This window comes from Priestia sp. Y58 (genome assembly GCF_029522095.1).
Classification (GTDB): Bacteria; Bacillota; Bacilli; order Bacillales; family Bacillaceae_H; genus Priestia; species Priestia megaterium_E.
Genome location: NZ_JAKWFL010000005.1, coordinates 351,216 through 368,455 on the forward strand (window position 1 = coordinate 351,216; position 17,240 = coordinate 368,455).

At 39.0% G+C, this 17,240-nt stretch carries 14 protein-coding genes; 2 read left to right on the plus strand and 12 right to left on the minus strand.

Translation table 11 applies throughout. The annotated features are described in order from the left end of the window. Positions 1-23: 23 nt before the first annotated feature. A complete protein-coding gene (locus MMB68_RS17605; protein WP_221785533.1) occupies positions 24-1,202 on the minus strand; it encodes a galactokinase in 1,179 nt (392 codons plus the stop codon). A gap of 338 nt (positions 1,203-1,540) precedes the next feature. Between MMB68_RS17605 and MMB68_RS17610 the strand changes: the two genes are divergently transcribed. After that, positions 1,541-2,434, plus strand: coding sequence for a helix-turn-helix domain-containing protein (locus tag MMB68_RS17610; RefSeq protein ID WP_013081740.1), 894 nt, complete (start codon positions 1,541-1,543; stop codon positions 2,432-2,434). A 28-nt stretch (positions 2,435-2,462) separates the two neighbouring features. Here MMB68_RS17610 and MMB68_RS17615 read toward each other — a convergent pair whose 3' ends face one another. From MMB68_RS17615 to argC, 11 genes are all read right to left on the minus strand, one after another. After that, on the minus strand, positions 2,463-2,714 hold the full coding sequence (locus MMB68_RS17615; RefSeq protein ID WP_014461601.1) for a hypothetical protein: 252 nt from the start codon (positions 2,712-2,714) through the stop codon (positions 2,463-2,465). A gap of 201 nt (positions 2,715-2,915) precedes the next feature. After that, positions 2,916-5,519 (minus strand): ATP-dependent chaperone ClpB, encoded by a 2,604-nt coding sequence (clpB, locus tag MMB68_RS17620; protein ID WP_221785534.1) that lies wholly within the window; start codon positions 5,517-5,519, stop codon positions 2,916-2,918. 114 nt (positions 5,520-5,633) lie between these two features. Beyond that, complete coding sequence (locus MMB68_RS17625; RefSeq protein ID WP_013055394.1) at positions 5,634-5,813, minus strand: YjzC family protein; 180 nt, start codon at positions 5,811-5,813, stop codon at positions 5,634-5,636. 129 nt (positions 5,814-5,942) lie between these two features. After that, a complete protein-coding gene (locus MMB68_RS17630; protein ID WP_221785569.1) occupies positions 5,943-6,587 on the minus strand; it encodes an SDR family oxidoreductase in 645 nt (214 codons plus the stop codon). 102 nt (positions 6,588-6,689) lie between these two features. Beyond that, a complete protein-coding gene (argF, locus tag MMB68_RS17635; protein WP_221785535.1) occupies positions 6,690-7,640 on the minus strand; it encodes an ornithine carbamoyltransferase in 951 nt (316 codons plus the stop codon). After that, positions 7,637-10,747, minus strand: a complete 3,111-nt coding sequence (locus MMB68_RS17640) for a carbamoyl phosphate synthase large subunit (RefSeq protein WP_277549217.1) — start codon at positions 10,745-10,747, stop codon at positions 7,637-7,639. The genes argF and MMB68_RS17640 overlap by 4 nt, the downstream gene beginning before the upstream one ends. Continuing rightward, a complete protein-coding gene (locus tag MMB68_RS17645) occupies positions 10,740-11,813 on the minus strand; it encodes a carbamoyl phosphate synthase small subunit (protein WP_277549218.1) in 1,074 nt (357 codons plus the stop codon). The genes MMB68_RS17640 and MMB68_RS17645 overlap by 8 nt, the downstream gene beginning before the upstream one ends. 70 nt (positions 11,814-11,883) lie before the next feature. Further along, the gene (locus MMB68_RS17650) at positions 11,884-13,038 is read right to left on the minus strand and encodes an acetylornithine transaminase (protein ID WP_277448086.1); all 1,155 of its coding nucleotides are present in this window, start codon (positions 13,036-13,038) and stop codon (positions 11,884-11,886) included. Next, positions 13,004-13,828 (minus strand): acetylglutamate kinase, encoded by an 825-nt coding sequence (gene argB / locus MMB68_RS17655; RefSeq protein ID WP_269870445.1) that lies wholly within the window; start codon positions 13,826-13,828, stop codon positions 13,004-13,006. Before argB ends, MMB68_RS17650 begins: the two co-directional genes overlap by 35 nt. 12 nt (positions 13,829-13,840) lie before the next feature. Beyond that, complete coding sequence (gene argJ, locus MMB68_RS17660; RefSeq protein ID WP_416234867.1) at positions 13,841-15,073, minus strand: bifunctional ornithine acetyltransferase/N-acetylglutamate synthase; 1,233 nt, start codon at positions 15,071-15,073, stop codon at positions 13,841-13,843. A gap of 49 nt (positions 15,074-15,122) precedes the next feature. After that, the gene (argC, locus tag MMB68_RS17665) at positions 15,123-16,166 is read right to left on the minus strand and encodes an N-acetyl-gamma-glutamyl-phosphate reductase (protein ID WP_277549219.1); all 1,044 of its coding nucleotides are present in this window, start codon (positions 16,164-16,166) and stop codon (positions 15,123-15,125) included. Positions 16,167-16,518: 352 nt separating this feature from the next. On the opposite strand from argC, the gene MMB68_RS17670 reads away from it, so the two are divergent. Continuing rightward, positions 16,519-17,217 (plus strand): Crp/Fnr family transcriptional regulator, encoded by a 699-nt coding sequence (locus MMB68_RS17670; RefSeq protein ID WP_264408882.1) that lies wholly within the window; start codon positions 16,519-16,521, stop codon positions 17,215-17,217. Positions 17,218-17,240: the final 23 nt, after the last annotated feature.

Below are 17,240 nucleotides of genomic sequence, written 5' to 3' on the forward strand. Positions count from 1 at the left end.
TTCCTTTCTCTATCTGTTTTCTCTTATACTGCTTCTAATGTGAGTTCACGCGCTCCTTCTCCAACCGTAACCACATAAAATTCAGCTTCTAAACTTGTTTTCTTATAGTAGGCGTCTTTTACTTCCTCAATAAACCTATCAACCTGTGCTTTTTTTACGATGCTGATTGTACAGCCGCCAAAGCCTGCACCTGTCATGCGTGATCCAATCACACCTTCTTGCAGCCAAGCTGCTTCTACAAGAGCATCTAGTTCTTTCCCGCTTACTTCATAGTCATCTCGCAGCGAGCAGTGCGATTCATTCATCAATTGACCAAACCCTTTTAAATCACCGTTTTGCAATTTAGCAACCGCTTCTTTTGTGCGTTCATTTTCATATACCGCATGTTTAGCGCGCTTACAATCTACTTCGTTTTGTATCAAAGATTTATGCTTTTCAAATTGTTCTTTGGTTAAATCACCAAGCGAATTAATGGAAAGTGACGTTTGTAAATCTGCCAGCGCTCTTTCACACTCCATACGGCGCTCATTATATTTTGAATCTGCCAGCCCTCTTCGCTTATTTGTGTTAGAAATAACGAGCACAGCATCCGTTAACTGCAGCGGGCTATACTGGTATTCAAGAGTTTGACAGTTTAACAATACGGCTTGATTTTCTTTTCCCATTCCAATTGCAAACTGATCCATAATCCCGCAGCTTACGCCGATAAATTCATTTTCAGATTGCTGCGCCATTTTCACAAGGTCCATCATCTCAATATTCAATTCAAGAATTTTATTTAAAAGTACGCATGTGACTAACTCAATTGATGCCGACGATGAAAGCCCTGCTCCATTAGGAATGTTGCCGAAAAACAAGATATCAAAACCAAAAGGAAGGTCATATCCGTGCTTTTTAAAGGTATCCATTACTCCTTTTGGATAATTAGCCCAATCATCTTCGGTTTTGTACGTTAATTGCTCTAAAGAGGATTCAATAACGCCTGCTTCAGAGAAGTTTTTAGAGTACATACGTATTTTTCGATCATGACGTTTTTGTACTACCGCATACGTTCCTATACTCAATGAACAAGGAAAAACATGCCCTCCATTATAATCAGTATGTTCTCCAATTAAATTGACACGCCCTGGCGCAAAAAAGCAGCGAATAGCTTCTGACGAATGAAATATTTGTTTGAACTCTTCGATTAATTTTCCCAGCATTTATTATCACCTATTTTAAGTAGTTTTTTGGAAACGGATTCATATGTACATTGTAAAGTCCAATTTTCCTTGCCTCAATGGTAAAATTACTATCGATAATCGGTACTTTTTTGCTTATACCTTTAAAAATGATTCTTTTGAATTGACGATGAACTACTCTTGCGCCAAAAAGGCGTTATCTTTATGTGAGCCTTGACTTGCAAATTATAAGAAAATAATAGATTTAAAGACATTCCCTAAAAATAATCACGATATTTTCAAAAAATTATAGAAAAATGAAAGCGATTACGTTAAAGTAAGAATTAAGTACTACTTTATTTCAAAAAGAAGGTGAAAATTTGCTCTCACATTTCCAAGCTCAAGAATATTCAACGTACGCATACAGGTTTTTAGAATCCCGCACAAATGAAGTTGCGCAGCTATGGTCTGTTGGGTGGGATGAAGTTTTCTCTCCCCTTTATAACTGGAGCGGAAATCAGCGAAAAGACGTAGGGAAATATATTTTTCAATACACGGTTTCTGGGTACGGGATGATTGAAATAGATGGACAAGAATATAAAGTGGATGCTGGGAAAGCATTCATCGTCAATATACCTGGAAATTATCGCTATTACTTACCAAAGGAAAGTGAAAACTGGGAGTTTATTTTTCTTACATTATACGGAGATGAAGTACAAAAATGCTGGGATTATATTCAGTCAACCCACTCCCCTGTAATTAGATTTCATCCTGAATCAGCACCTGTTCAGCTGCTTGCTCAAATATATAAACGGGCAAGTGAAAAACATATAGCAGATCCATTTCATGCCTCAAGCTTATCTTACCGCTTTGTAATGGAGCTGTACCAATATATTAAAAGCATGGACAGTTTTACAGAAGATTGGCCTGAAAGTATCATTAGCTCTATTTTATTTGCCCGTAATCACTATCATGAAGAAATTGGTCCGGATGAAATGGCAGATGCAGCTCATTTATCTCGCTATCATTTTAGCCGATTATTCAAACAAACAACTGGGATTACGCCGATTCAATACTTAACGAAGCTTCGCATTCAAAAAGCGGCCGAGCTATTGCATCAAACCAAGTACTCAATTGAAGAAATTGCTGAAAACGTCGGCTATGCAAATGCCAATTATTTAACAAAAGTATTTCGCAAAACAACCAATATGACACCCGGGCAGTATCGAAAAAGTGATGCATCCATTGATGAGCACTTTGCATTGCCAAAATAAAAACGACTTCCATAAAAGGAAGTCGTTTTTATTTTTTATCGGGAATTTCTACTACCACAGAACCTTTTTCGTAAATAAAAGTCAATTTTTTACCCGGGATAATCATATTTTCTAAAATATCTCGTGCAGCTTGAAGTGCAAACTCTGTCCGTTCTGCCTTTTCCTGCACTTCTTCATTTTCAGCTTGAAGATCATTTTTATCCAGCGCTCTTATTTTAGTTAATGCTTGATCTATAAAATCGTATGCTTCGTCATATATAAGCTCTATACGGTCCTTCATGTGCTCATTCATGCTCCTTTGCCCATTTTGTATTATCATAAATGAATTAGATATATTCTACAACCTAAAACTGAATAAGTTTTTACGCTTAGCTCTCACGTATTTTCTTTCATTTCTTTTTATTTATTTTAAAAGGAGAGCTGCTTTTAATAGCAAAAAAAGACCATTCAATTTATATCATGAATGGTCTTTTTAGAAAACTTATACGCTGACAACAAACTCATCATCTTTTACATCAACTGTCACTTGACTATAATCTTCAATTTGCCCTGCAATTAATTCTCGGGCAATTTTTGTTTCAATATATTTTTGAATAAACCTTTTTAAAGGGCGAGCTCCGTATACCGGATCAAACCCGGAGGCTGCAATATAATTTTTTGCTTCTTCTGTTAACGTTAACGAAATATGACGATCGGATAAACGCTTTTCAAGCTGAAGCAATAGCTTATCAATAATCCCTTTTACTTCATGAACAGTTAGCGGTTTGAATAAAATCGTGTCGTCTACTCGATTTAAGAATTCTGGACGAAAATGCTGTCTTAATTGAGCCATCACTTGCTCTCTAGCTTTTTCAGTAATCTCGCCTTCACTTGTTAAACCGTCTAATAAAAATTGAGAACCGATATTCGACGTCATAATAATAACTGTATTTTTAAAATCAATGACTTTTCCTTTTGAATCTGTTGCTCTTCCATCATCTAGTATTTGAAGGAGCACATTAAATACTTCGGGATGGGCTTTTTCAATTTCATCCAACAAAACGACTGAATAAGGCTTGCGTCTTACCGCTTCCGTTAGCTGCCCGCCTTCTTCGTATCCTACGTAGCCAGGAGGCGCTCCTATAAGCCTAGAGACCGCATGCTTTTCCATGTACTCAGACATATCAATACGAACCATTTGTTCTTCACTGTCAAATAAAGAATGTGCCAACGTTTTGGCTAGCTCCGTTTTTCCTACTCCGGTAGGTCCTAGGAAAATAAATGATCCAATCGGACGGTTCGGGTCTTTAATGCCTGCCCGTGCGCGAATCACAGCATCCGTCACTAAGGATACGGCTTCGTCTTGTCCAATCACACGCTGCTGTAAAATTGACTCAAGCTTCAACAGCTTTTCTCTTTCCCCTTCAACTAGTTTTGATACCGGAATTCCCGTCCATCTTCCTACAATTTCAGCAATTTCTTCTTCTGTTACTTCTTCTCGTAACAAACGGTTTTCTTGTGCTTTTTCAGCAGCTGTTTCTTCCAGCTGTTTTAGTTCTTTTTCAAGAGCTGGAATGCGTCCGTGGCGAAGTTCAGCTGCTTTATTTAAATCGTATTTCCCTTCAGCTTCTTCTAGGTCTCGCTTCGCTTTTTCAAGCTTCTCCCGAACATCTTGCACCGTTTGAATCGACTGCTTTTCTTTTTCCCACTGCAGCTTCATTGTATCTGCACGTTCTTTTAAATCAGAGACTTCTTTTCGAATTGCCTCTAACCTTGTGATGCTTGCTTGATCTGTTTCTTTACTTAATGCCGCTTCTTCAATTTCAAGCTGCATGACACGTCGTGTTACTTCATCTAATTCTGATGGCATCGAATCAATTTCTGTTCGAATGGTTGCGCATGCTTCATCAATTAAATCAATTGCTTTATCAGGTAAAAAGCGGTCTGAGATATAACGATCAGACATAACCGCTGCTGAAACAATCGCTCGGTCATGAATGTTTACACCGTGATGAATTTCAAATCGTTCTTTTAAACCACGCAAAATAGAGATTGTATCTTCTACTGAAGGTTCTTCAACCAGCACCTGTTGAAAGCGTCTTTCAAGCGCTGGATCTTTTTCAATATACTGACGGTACTCATCAAGAGTTGTAGCTCCTATACAGTGAAGTTCTCCTCTAGCAAGCATTGGTTTTAAAATATTCCCTGCATCCATCGCTCCATCCGTACGGCCTGCTCCAACGATTGTATGAAGCTCGTCAATGAATAAAAGAATTTGGCCGTTGCTTTTCTTAACTTCTTGAAGAACAGCTTTTAAACGCTCTTCAAATTCTCCCCTGAATTTCGCTCCTGCTACTAAAGCTCCCATATCTAATGAAAAAATGGTTTTATCTTTTAATCCTTCAGGCACATCTCGGCGAACAATACGCTGTGCTAGACCTTCAACAATCGCTGTTTTACCAACGCCAGGTTCTCCGATCAACACTGGATTATTTTTTGTTTTTCGCGATAAAATGCGGATAACGCGGCGAATTTCTCCGTCTCGTCCAATGACTGGATCAATGTTCCCTGCTCGTACTTCTGCTACTAAGTCTCTTCCATATTTAGCTAACGCTTCATATGTAACTTCTGGGTTTTGGCTTGTAATACGCTGATTCCCTCGAAGATTAGTAAGCACATCTTGCAGAGCTTTTTTTGTTATACCGTGACTTGAAAATAACTTTCCATATTCACTAGAAGAAGGTTCCTGTGCTAACGCTAAAAAGAGGTGCTCAACTGAAACATAATCATCTTGCAGACGAGATGCTTCTTCTTGAGCTTTCACAAACAGCTGCTGAAGTTTATTTGTAATATAAACCTTCCCTGCTTCAGCTCCACTTCCGGTAACGGCTGGTTTTTTCGCAAGCAATTGATTTACCTGCTGCTGAAAAGAGTGATAATCGATATGTAAATGATCTAATATGCGAGGAGCAATACCATCTTGCTGATGAATAAGCGTATAAAGCAAATGAGCAACATCCACTTCCTGCTGATTTCGTTTAATTGCTTCAGACTGAGCTTCCATCACGCCTTCTTGCAATTTTTGTGTCATTTTATTTATATCCATTGAACATCCTCCTTCGATGCATTTGACCTTTATTGACCTTTATTTTATTATACCCAGCAATGGGAAAACAAGTAAAGCCATTCAATTTAGAATGGCTTCTTTATTTTTTACTATTTAAGGCTTGCGCATGTATGTCCAGTGGCGATCATCGTTTGCTGTCTCTGGAAAACGCTCTCCTGCTTTTAATTTAACCTTTTGAGGATTATTTACGTTGCTTCCTGTTTCACCAATTTCAATATACACTCCGTTGTTCGGAGCTTTTTGACCCGGTGTGAAATGACGATTTTGTCCCATTGTCCTGCCTCCTCATTCCTGAAATGAAATGTTCTCCTATACTATTCCCTTAAGATTTCTGTTTCATAATGGAGATGTTTTCATATTAGGAAGAGAAAAAGAGCAGACCTTTAGATCCGCCCTTTTGTATCAATGAGTAAATTTGATAGCTTGTTCGATTTCAGTTTCTCCAGCTAACATTTCAAATGTTTTTCCTATCGTAGCTTCTTCGTTTAGACATTCCACAAGCACAGTTGCTACATCTGCTCGGGGAATCGTCTGAGATTTATCTTCAATATCATTATTGATATCAATTTTCCCAGTAGCTTGATCATTCGATAAAGTTCCTGGTCGTACAATTGTATACTGTAGATTAGACTGCTTTAAGTATTCATCCGCTATCGCTTTCGCACGCAGGTAAAGCTGTAAGCCTTCTGGTCCTTGTTCAGGTGCGTCTGTTCCCATTGAACTTAACATAACAAAGCGCTTCACACCTTGATTTTTCGCTTCGTCAATGACGTTTTTAGCACCGTTTTGATCTACAGCAATCGTCTTTTCATCTCCTGTATGCCCTCCAGAACCTGCTGCAAATATGACTGCATCCATACCTCTTAAAGCATCTGAAACATCTTGCTCCAAGTCACCAAGTACAACGTTAGCGCCCAACTTTTTTAAAGCGTCTGCTTGTTTTTCGTCGCGAATCATCGCATAAGCTTCGTGCTGTTTGCTGTTTGCGACTTTTTCTACCACTTGTTTTCCCGTTGTTCCGTTTGCTCCAACAACTAATACTTTCATCATAAATCACCTTTCGTTCTGTTTAGTATACAATTTGTGTTCCCACAATTAATTCCCTTTAAACAAAAAAACCTTTCTGATATTCTCAGAAAGGTTTTTTTCTTAGCCTAAAATTGCTTGAAGCAAGGCTTTTTGTACATGCATACGATTTCCGGCCTGCTGGAAAACAACCGAATTTGGTCCGTCAATAATGCTTGCTGTCACTTCTTCTTCACGATGTGCAGGTAAGCAGTGGAGAAATAAATAGTCTGAATTCGCATGGGCAGCTAGCTCTTCATTTACTTGATAAGGAGCAAATATTTTCAAACGCTGCTGTGCTTCTTCTTCCTGTCCCATACTTGTCCATACGTCTGCATAAATAGCATCGGCATTTTTCACAGCCTCTACAGGATCTTTTGTAATCGTAACTTTGGAGCCCGTTGTAGCAGCTATTTCATGAACATAATCTGTGACAAAGGCTTTTGGCTCATATCCGTCAGGGCATCCAATTGAAATATCTATTCCCATTTTTGCACATGCAATCATTAACGAATGCGCTACATTATTTCCATCTCCAACATAAGCTACTTTTAGCCCATCGAATGATTTCTTGTGCTCGTAAATCGTTAATAAATCAGCTAGAGCCTGACAAGGATGATAATCATCTGTCAAACCATTAATAACGGGAATGGATGCGTAGTCTGCAAGCTCTTCGATCTTGCTGTGTTCAAACGTACGAATCATGATAGCATCGATGAATTCAGATAGTACGCGTGCTGTATCAGCAATCGTTTCTCCGCGTCCAATTTGTAAATCCTGGCTGCTTAAAAAGAGGGCGTTTCCTCCAAGCTGCATCATTCCCGCTTCAAATGAGACTCTTGTTCTTGTTGAAGATTTTTCAAAAATGAGCCCCAGCGTTTTTCCTTTTAACGATGTTACGATTTCACCATTTTTATGCTTTTCTTTCAGCTCAATGGCGCTTTCCAAAAGTGACATAATATCGTCTGATGATAAATCTTTAAGTGTAAGCAAATCTTTTCCTTTTAAATTCGTATTTACCGATACTGTACTCATGATACTGTCACTTCCTTTTTAATTTTTTGAAACCATTCTTGCAGTGATGAAACGTGATATTCATCGACTTGGAACGATTGGAAAAATAGCGAAGCCGTTTCTGCCTCCGTCATAACCATTAAACCGTGTTTTAATGCTGACATACGGCTTTCTTTATCTTCGGGCTGTAAACTTACATATAATAAAGCTTCTTTCGTTTTCACCCATTCACTGACTTCTTTATCTTTAACAAGAGTTAATCCCGCGCTTTGCGCAAGTTCTTCAAGACCCTGCGCTTCTCCGTTGATATATACTTCCTTAGCACCTTTTTTACTTAACACATACTGATGGAATACTTTTTTTGCTGCTTCTTCAATCGTTGAAGAAATCGCAATACCTTCACCAGTTGACTTCATTTCCGGTCCAACAAGTGGATCAACTCCTGATAATTTACTTGTCGAAAACACTGGAAACTTGATAGTTGTGTAAGCCGGATCCGGCAATAAACCTAGCTTTTCACTAATTTCCGACAATGATTTCCCAAGCAATATTTGAGTTGATAGCGAAACAAGCGGCGTGTTGCACACTTTGCTTACTACAGGCACTGTACGGCTGGCACGCGGATTAACTTCCAGCATGTAGACTTCATCGTTGTAAATAACATATTGGATATTCATAATCCCTTTATATTGAAGTTTATTTACAATTTTTTGAGCGTAGCTCACCATTTTTTCTTTATGTGCTGCTTTTACTGTTTTTGCTGGTAAAAGCGCATAGCTGTCTCCTGAATGAACGCCAGCTTTTTCAATATGTTCAACGATTGTCGGAATCAACACATCTTTTCCGTCTGCTACCACATCAACTTCTGCTTCTTTTCCCGGGAAGTAAGCATCAATAAGCATTGGGAAATGAGACGCTTTAATAGCCGGTAAACAAGCCTGCAGCTCCGTTTCGTTTTGAATTGTCAGCATTCCTTTTCCGCCAATCACGTAAGAAGGACGAATAAGTAATGGGAAGCCCATAGCTTTTGCTTTTTGTACAAGTTCTTTCGCATCTTTCGCCATTTCACCTGGGATATGCGGAATATCACAGTCATCTAAGAGCTTATAGAACAGGTCACGATCTTCAAGTGCATCAATGACATCATTTGTAATACCTAATAAATTAACGCCAGCTTCTTCTAGACCTTTAACAAGCGAAATAGCCGTTTGACCCCCGTATTGAACAATTACATCCGTCACATTTTCAGCATCAAGAACGTTTAGCACATCTTCTACTGTTACAGGTTCAAAATATAAGCGATCTGCTACTTCAAAATCCGTACTTACCGTTTCTGGATTATTGTTAATTAAAATCGTTTCGTATCCTTCTTTTTCAAGAGCTAGCACACCGTGTACAGAGCTGTAGTCGAACTCTACTCCTTGCCCGATACGAATTGGTCCAGAACCGATAATCGCAACTTTTTTATTCGTTGATGGTTCAATCTCACTTTCGCCGTAGTAACTAGAGTAGAAATAAGCCGTTGAAGATTCAAACTCCGCTGCACATGTATCCACCATTTTATAACTTGGCGTAATATGTAGTGCTTTACGTTTCGCTCTTACGTCAAGTTCTGGCACATTCCATACGTTTGCTAGATACGCATCTGTAAAACCATGTTCCTTCACTTGCTTGAAGTGTTCAGCTGTAATCGAATCAAAACGTACTTCTTTTAAAGAGGCTTCCATTTTAATCAGCTGTGCAAAGTGTGTTAAATAGAAATAATCAATTTGTGTTACTTCATGGATATACTCAGGCGTCGTGCCGCGGCGTAAAAGCTCAAGGATAACAAAAATACGCTCATCGCTTTGTTCGCCTAGCTTGCTTTTTAATTCATCCGTTGAAAGTTCTTGCAGTTCTTCTACTTCTAATCCCTGTAAGTCAATTTCTAAAGAAGACAATGCTTTTTGGAAGCTGCGTGTAAAGTTACGGTCAATAGCCATTACTTCTCCAGTTGCTTTCATTTGCGTACCAAGCGTTCTTTCAGCGTAGAAAAACTTGTCAAAAGGCCATCTTGGAAATTTCACTACTACATAGTCAAGAGCAGGTTCAAAGCTTGCATATGTGTCTCCTGTCACAGGATTTAATAACTCATGAAGCGTGTAGCCTACCGATAGCTTTGCAGCAATTTTGGCAATCGGATAGCCAGTTGCTTTTGATGCAAGAGCAGACGAACGGCTCACACGCGGATTTACTTCAATTAAATAGTACTGCTTGCTTTTTGGATCAAGCGCAAACTGAATGTTGCAACCGCCAATAATGCCAAGCGATGAAATAATTTTAACTGAAGCAGAGCGAAGCATTTGATATTCCACGTCTGTTAGTGTTTGAGAAGGAGCAACGACTACCGAATCTCCGGTATGAACGCCTACGGGATCGATGTTTTCCATATTACAAATTGTGATGCACGTATTGTTCACGTCACGCATAACCTCGTACTCAACCTCTTTAAATCCAGCGATGCTTTTTTCAATTAAGCACTGAGTAATAGCACTTTCACGCAAACCTGACGCTGAAAGCTTTTCAAGCTCTTCCATAGAATGAGCAATTCCTCCGCCCGTTCCGCCTAACGTATAAGCAGGACGTACAATAACAGGAAAACCAATTTTCTCGGCAAAAGCTAACGCTTCTTCTACTTTTGTGACAACTTCACTTTCCGGCACCGGTTCATTCAGTTCATTCATCAATGCACGGAACTCTTCACGGCTTTCACCTTTTTTGATTGATTCAATCGGTGTTCCTAAAAGTTTTACATCGTATTTCGGCAAAATGTTTTGTTCATGAAGCTCAAGAGCTAAGTTTAAACCCGTCTGTCCGCCTAGCGTGGCTAACAAACCATCCGGCTTTTCTTTTGCAATAATTTTCTCTACGCAGTCTACTGTTAATGGTTCAAAATAGATTCGATCTGCTACGTGAGTGTCCGTCATAATTGTAGCTGGATTATTATTGATTAAGATAACTTCATAACCTTCTTCTTTTAATGACAAGCATGCCTGAGTTCCTGAATAATCAAATTCTGCTGCTTGCCCAATTACGATTGGTCCTGATCCGATTACTAAAATCTTTTTTAATGTTTGGTCTTTAGGCATATACTTTTCCGCTCCCTACTTGCTGTACTTTCGTCATAAATTCATCAAAGATATACGTGCTGTCACTTGGTCCAGGATGTGCTTCTGGATGATATTGAACCGACATAACAGGAAGGTCTTTATGCATTAAACCTTCAACCGAGCCGTCATTCACATTTTTAAATCGAACGCTTAATGGCGTAGAGGTAATCGTCTGTTCATCTACGACATAGCTATGGTTTTGAGACGTCATGCACACTTTATTAGTCGTTAAATCAATTACAGGCTGATTAGCTCCTCGGTGACCGAACGCCAACTTTTTGGTTTGTGCTCCAAAAGCGAGCCCAATTAACTGATGCCCAAAACAAATTCCCAAGGTTGGGTACGATGAAATAATTTCTTTTAATTCATCCAGCTGACTGCTCACTTGAGTTGGATCTCCAGGTCCGTTTGATAAGACAATGCCATCCGGCTGCAGCTCTTTTACTTTTGAAGAACTTGTAGAATAAGGAACAACTGTTACTTTGCACTCTCGATTTAACAGCTCGTGTAAAATTGATTTTTTATAGCCAAAGTCCATTAATACAACGTGTTTTTCACCGTTCCCATAAGTAACAGGTTCTTTTGTTGATACTTCTTTTACTACATATCCATCGCATTCAGCAGTAAATGCTGGCGGTTCAGTAGATGTCGAAAAGGCAGATTGCATCGTACCTTCTTTTCGAATTCGTTTTACGACCGCTCTCGTATCCACATGTGTAATAAGCGGAATGTTCCATTTCTTTAAATATTGTTTAAAGCTGTACATCGCTTCGTAATGGAACCCTTCATCTGAACATTCGTATACGACAACGCCTGCTACATGAGGCTTTTTGCTTTCATAATCTTTTTCATTGATACCATAGTTCCCAATCAAAGGGTACGTAAAGACGATAATTTGATCTTTGTAAGATGGATCAGTCACAACTTCTTGATAACCAGTCATTCCAGTAAAGAAAACAATTTCTCCTTCTGCCTGGTGCGTTGCTGTATGTTCAATGTGTCCGGCGAACGAATCGCCGTTTGCTAAGTGTAAATATCCGTTCATTGTGCATCCCTCTTCGAATAATTATTTATAAAACAGAATTTTTATACAAACATATTCAAAAAAATTTGTATTATGAAGTAATTTTTGTTTGGCTAAACGCTTCTTCAATGATATGAATCGCTTGGTCCAACTCTTCTTTTGTTACAGTTAAAGGCGGCAGCAATCGTACTACATGCGGTCCTGCTCCCAGTGCTAGCAATCCTTTTTCACGCATAGCTGCAAGCAATGCTGACTGATGTTCTCCGCATTCAATTCCAATCATAAAACCTTTTCCACGAACATCGATAACAAATGAATAATCTGCTACGCTATTTTTCAAAGCATTGGTAAAATAAAGGCTTTTTTCTGCAACCTCTGCTAAAAATGCTTCATTAAAAATAATGTTTAAAGTTGCTTTAGCTGAAGCTAGTGCAATTGGGTTTCCTCCAAAGGTTGTTCCGTGAGTACCAGGTCCAAATGCTTCTTTGAGATATCCTTTTCCAATCATCGCACCAACCGGCATTCCGCTTCCTAATCCTTTAGCTGCTGTAATAATATCTGGTGAAACGTTAAAATGCTGATAAGCGAACGGTTTTCCTGTTCTGCCGATTCCAGTTTGCACTTCGTCAACTATAAACAGTGCTTCATGCTTTTTACACAGTTCTTGAATGGTTAATAAAAATGCTTCGGTTCCTGGAACCACTCCGCCTTCTCCTTGAATGACTTCAACCATAATTGCTGCTACGCTATCGTCCATTTCTTGTTTTAATGCTTCTTCATCATTGTATGGCACGTAAACAAACTCATTAACAAGAGGACCGAAGCCATCATGAATTTTTGCCTGCCCTGTAGCTGTCATTGTAGCAAATGTACGTCCATGAAATGATTTTGTAAACGTAATAATTTTGTGTTTTTGCGTGTACTTGCGCGCTAATTTAATCGCCGCTTCGTTGGCTTCTGCACCGCTGTTACAGAAAAATACTGCATCACCGTTTGAGTGTTCCACAAGCTTACCTGCTACGTCTTCTTGAATCGATTGATGAAATAAGTTTGACACGTGCCACACTTTATTTAACTGCTCTTCGACCGCTTTTTGAACATCAGGATGACGATGACCTACGTTACAAACAGCGATACCTGAAATAAAATCTAAATACTCATTTCCTTTGTTATCTATTAATTTTGTTCCTTGCGCCTCTTCCACATGGATATCAAACCGTTGATATGTTGGAAACAATGAACTCATCGCTATCTTCTCCACCTTTTCCACTATATTTAATTGCTGTACCAATCAGCTTTCCTTCCTTATCTAAAAATCCATCAGTTCCGCTAATGATATGAACTTCTTCAAGCAAAGGAGATAACGCATTTACCGCTGATGTTACTTTCGGAATCATTCCGCCGTAAATTACTTTTTCTTCAATAAGTGCATCAATCTCTGACTTTGTAAGCTCAGGAAGCAATGCTCCATCCTTTAACACACCTTTTACATCCGTTACAAACATCAGCTTTTCAGCATTTACTGCTTGTGCAACGGCTCCGGCTGCCACGTCAGCATTAATATTATAGCTATTACCTTCTTCATCGGCTCCAATGGAAGAAATAACTGGAATATACTGACTGTCAGTTAGTTGTTTTAATAATATATCATTTACGCCTTTTACTTCTCCAACGTAACCTAGACGTTCAACATCAATAGCCTCTGCTTTGAGCAATAATCCATCAATTCCTGATAGTCCTACCGCTTTTAAGTTCGCTTTTTGTAGTTCTTTTACAAGTTGCTTATTAACCTTACCTGCTAATACCATCGTCACAACTTCTAATGCTTCTTTGGACGTTTTTCGAAGCCCATCTACAAATTCCGTTTCAATGTGAAGTTTGGTAAGCGTATCTTGAATATCAGGCCCGCCTCCGTGCACAACAATGATCTGATATCCACTCGCTTTTAACTGCTGAATACTTTCAAAAAAAGCGCTTGTTAACTGATTGATAATGCTGCCTCCGCATTTTACAACGACGATTTTTTCACTGCTCATTTCACTCTCTCCTTACGTTCGATAACTGGCGTTGATTTTGACATAATCGTAAGTCAAATCGCAGCCCCACGCCTTGCCAATTCCATTTCCCTCCTGCAAGTCAACATAGACTTCGACCGTATCATTTTCTAAATAAGCCTTTGCTTCTTCTTCACTAAATGAAACAGGCTGACTGTTTTCTAACATCTGGATATTGCCTAACGAAACATTCACTGTTTCTGGATTAAGCGTTACTCCGCTGTACCCAACTGAACAAATAATTCGTCCCCAATTGGCATCGGCTCCATACATGGCCGTTTTCACTAGGTTCGAGCCCACAATTTGTTTAGCAATCACATTTGCTTCTTCATTTGTATGAGCCCCAGATACGTTTACTTCAATTAGTTTTGTTGCTCCTTCACCGTCGCGTGCAATTTGTTTGGCTAAATCTTCACACGTCAAGCGCAGTGCTTCATAAAACGAATTCCATTCAGGATGATCTGGTGTAAGCGACTGGTGATCAGCTTTTCCATTTGCTAAAACAACAACCATATCGTTGGTTGACGTATCACCATCCACTGTAATTTGATTAAAGCTTTTATTTGTAATAGAACCTAGCGCATCTTGTAACACTGAAGCTTCAACCTTAGCATCCGTTGTGATAAAGCTAAGCATCGTAGCCATATTTGGGTGAATCATGCCTGATCCTTTCGCTGTACCGCCAATGGTGACTACTTTGCCGTCAATTTTTGTTTCATAGCAAGCTGACTTCATCACTGTATCTGTTGTTAAAATAGCCGTTTGAAATTCTTCTGCTTTTTCTTTGTTCGACGAAGGACTTAACAACCCAATGCCTTTCACGATTTTTTCCATATCTAGAAGCTCTCCAATTACGCCTGTAGAAGCTACCGCTACATGATGAGGTAGGATATTAAGCTTTTTTGCACATGTATTTCGCATCTGGTATGCATCTTTTAATCCTTGTTCCCCAGTACATGCATTTGCACATGCGCTGTTCACAACGATCGCTTGCAGCTTCTGCTCCACTGCTACACTTTCTTTTGTAACAGCTAAAGGCGCTGCTTGAAAAGCATTAAGCGTGTAAACAGCTGCGCAATTAGCTGGCACATCGCTTACAATAACTCCTAAATCTTTTTTAGCATAACGTAAACCAGCGTGAACGCCGTCTGCTGAAAAACCTAGCGGCGTTACAATTGTACCGTTCTCTATTTTCTTTATTTTTTCTTTCGTTTGTTTAACCGTAATCACTATACGTTCCCTCCTGCTTTTATCGTGATTAGTGATGCTGTTGACTTTATGGGAAGACAGGCAATAGTCCGATACCCGCTTGTTGTTCAAATCCCATCATGATATTGGCATTTTGAATGGCCTGACCGGCTGCCCCTTTTACTAAGTTATCAATGACAGAAACGATCGTGACACGCTTTGTTCGTTCGTCAAATGTAATACCGATATCGCAATAATTTGATGCACTTACTTCTTTAGTAGAAGGAAATTCACCAGCTTTTCGGACGCGAACGAACGGGGAGTTTTGATATGTATCTACATATAGCTGATGAAGCTCTTGTACTGAGCTCTCTTCAGAAAGTTCAGCGTATACTGTAATCATAATCCCTCGCGTCATTGGAACTAAGTGCGTACTGAACGTAACATGGCCAATTTCCTCATCCCACTTTTCTAAAATAGATTCGATTTCTGGGATATGCTGATGTTGATTAACTTTGTATATTTTCATATTTTCATTGATTTCAGCATAATGAGCCATTTGCGAAAGACCGCGCCCTGCTCCTGAGATTCCGGACTTTGCATCAATGATAATAGAGTTTGATTTCACCATTTGTTTACTAACGAGGGGAGCTAGCCCAAGCAGTGTAGCTGTTGGATAACAACCCGGGTTCGCAACGAACGTACTGCTTTCGACTTCGTCTGCAAACCATTCTGATAGTCCATACACAGACTGCTGTAAAAATGCTTCGGCTGCAGCAGGCTTTTTGTACCATTTTTCATAAAGAGCTTCTGTTTTTAATCTAAAATCTCCAGATAGATCTACCACTTTTATTCCTTCTTCTATTAATTGAGGTACAAGCTTGCTAGAAACACCGGACGGAGTTGCTGTAAACACTAAATTTAATTCTTCAGCCATCTTCTTAGGGTTTATATCTTGCAGCGTATATACAGTATTAGAAAGGTGAGGATAAACTTCTGCTAGTTCCATCCCATCCTGAGAGGATGAATAAACTGCATAAACATGAAAATGTGGGTGATTCGCTAACAAACGAATCAGTTCTACTCCTCCATACCCTGTTGCTCCAACAATTCCTACCTTGTATTCTTTCATTTTAAAACTCCTTTTTCCACGTATCTATTTGAATTATTTATCATTATAATACCGTATAAAAATAAAATCAAATGAATATTTAAAAAATCCAACACTTTATTCTATATTTTTAAACATTTTTATTTATTCATAAGTTTTTATTTTTATAACTATCTTTCTATTTTTGTTTAGAAATTGTTCACAGATAGTTTTGGAAAACACTGGTTGTTTTTGTGTATAATAAGAATATCGATAAAATCATCCGTATGACATTTTTTTCATACGGTTAGTGGACGTACAGCATATACAGACTGTTCTAACTTAATAGATTAATAAGTAACAGTCGCAAAAATTTTAATTAAAAGGTGATAACATGATGAACATCACAACGGATTCTTTTTCAAATGAGCTGCAGCAATTTTTTATGAACTTTGATCATAAACTTTCGTTTAAAAAAGGTGACTTTCTCTTTCAAGAAGGTTCGACTTCAACTCATTTATTTTTTATTACGTCAGGGGCCGTGCAAGTGGGGAAAGTGACGCCGGAAGGACGCGAGCTGACGCTTCAGCTGGCGAGTGCAGGAGACTTAGTCGGGGAAGTCATGCTGTTTTGCGGATCCACTCCCCATATGCTCCAAGCAAAAGCCATCGAACCTTGTACAGCGATCAGCATTCAAAAACGGGTGTTAGAAAACGAACTAGCACAATACCCTGCTCTTTCTATGGAGTACATGAAGTGGATGGGACTCCAAATTAAGCGAATGCAGACAAAATTCAGGGACTTAATTCTAAATGGAAAGAAAGGAGCTCTCTATTCTACTCTGATTCGCATGTCCAATAGTTTTGGGGTAATGAAGCCAAATGGTATTTTATTAAACGTAACGTTAACAAATCAAGAGATCGCTAATCTATGCGGGACCTCCCGAGAAGTGGTCAATCGCATGCTCGCTGAGTTGCGAAAAAATCAAGTAATTTCAATGACAGATGGAAAAATTATCATTCATCAGCTCTCTTTTCTAAAGAGAGAAATAGACTGTGAGGACTGCCCTTTGGAATTGTGCAGAATTGAATAAGAAAAAAAGCCATCGTTGATGGC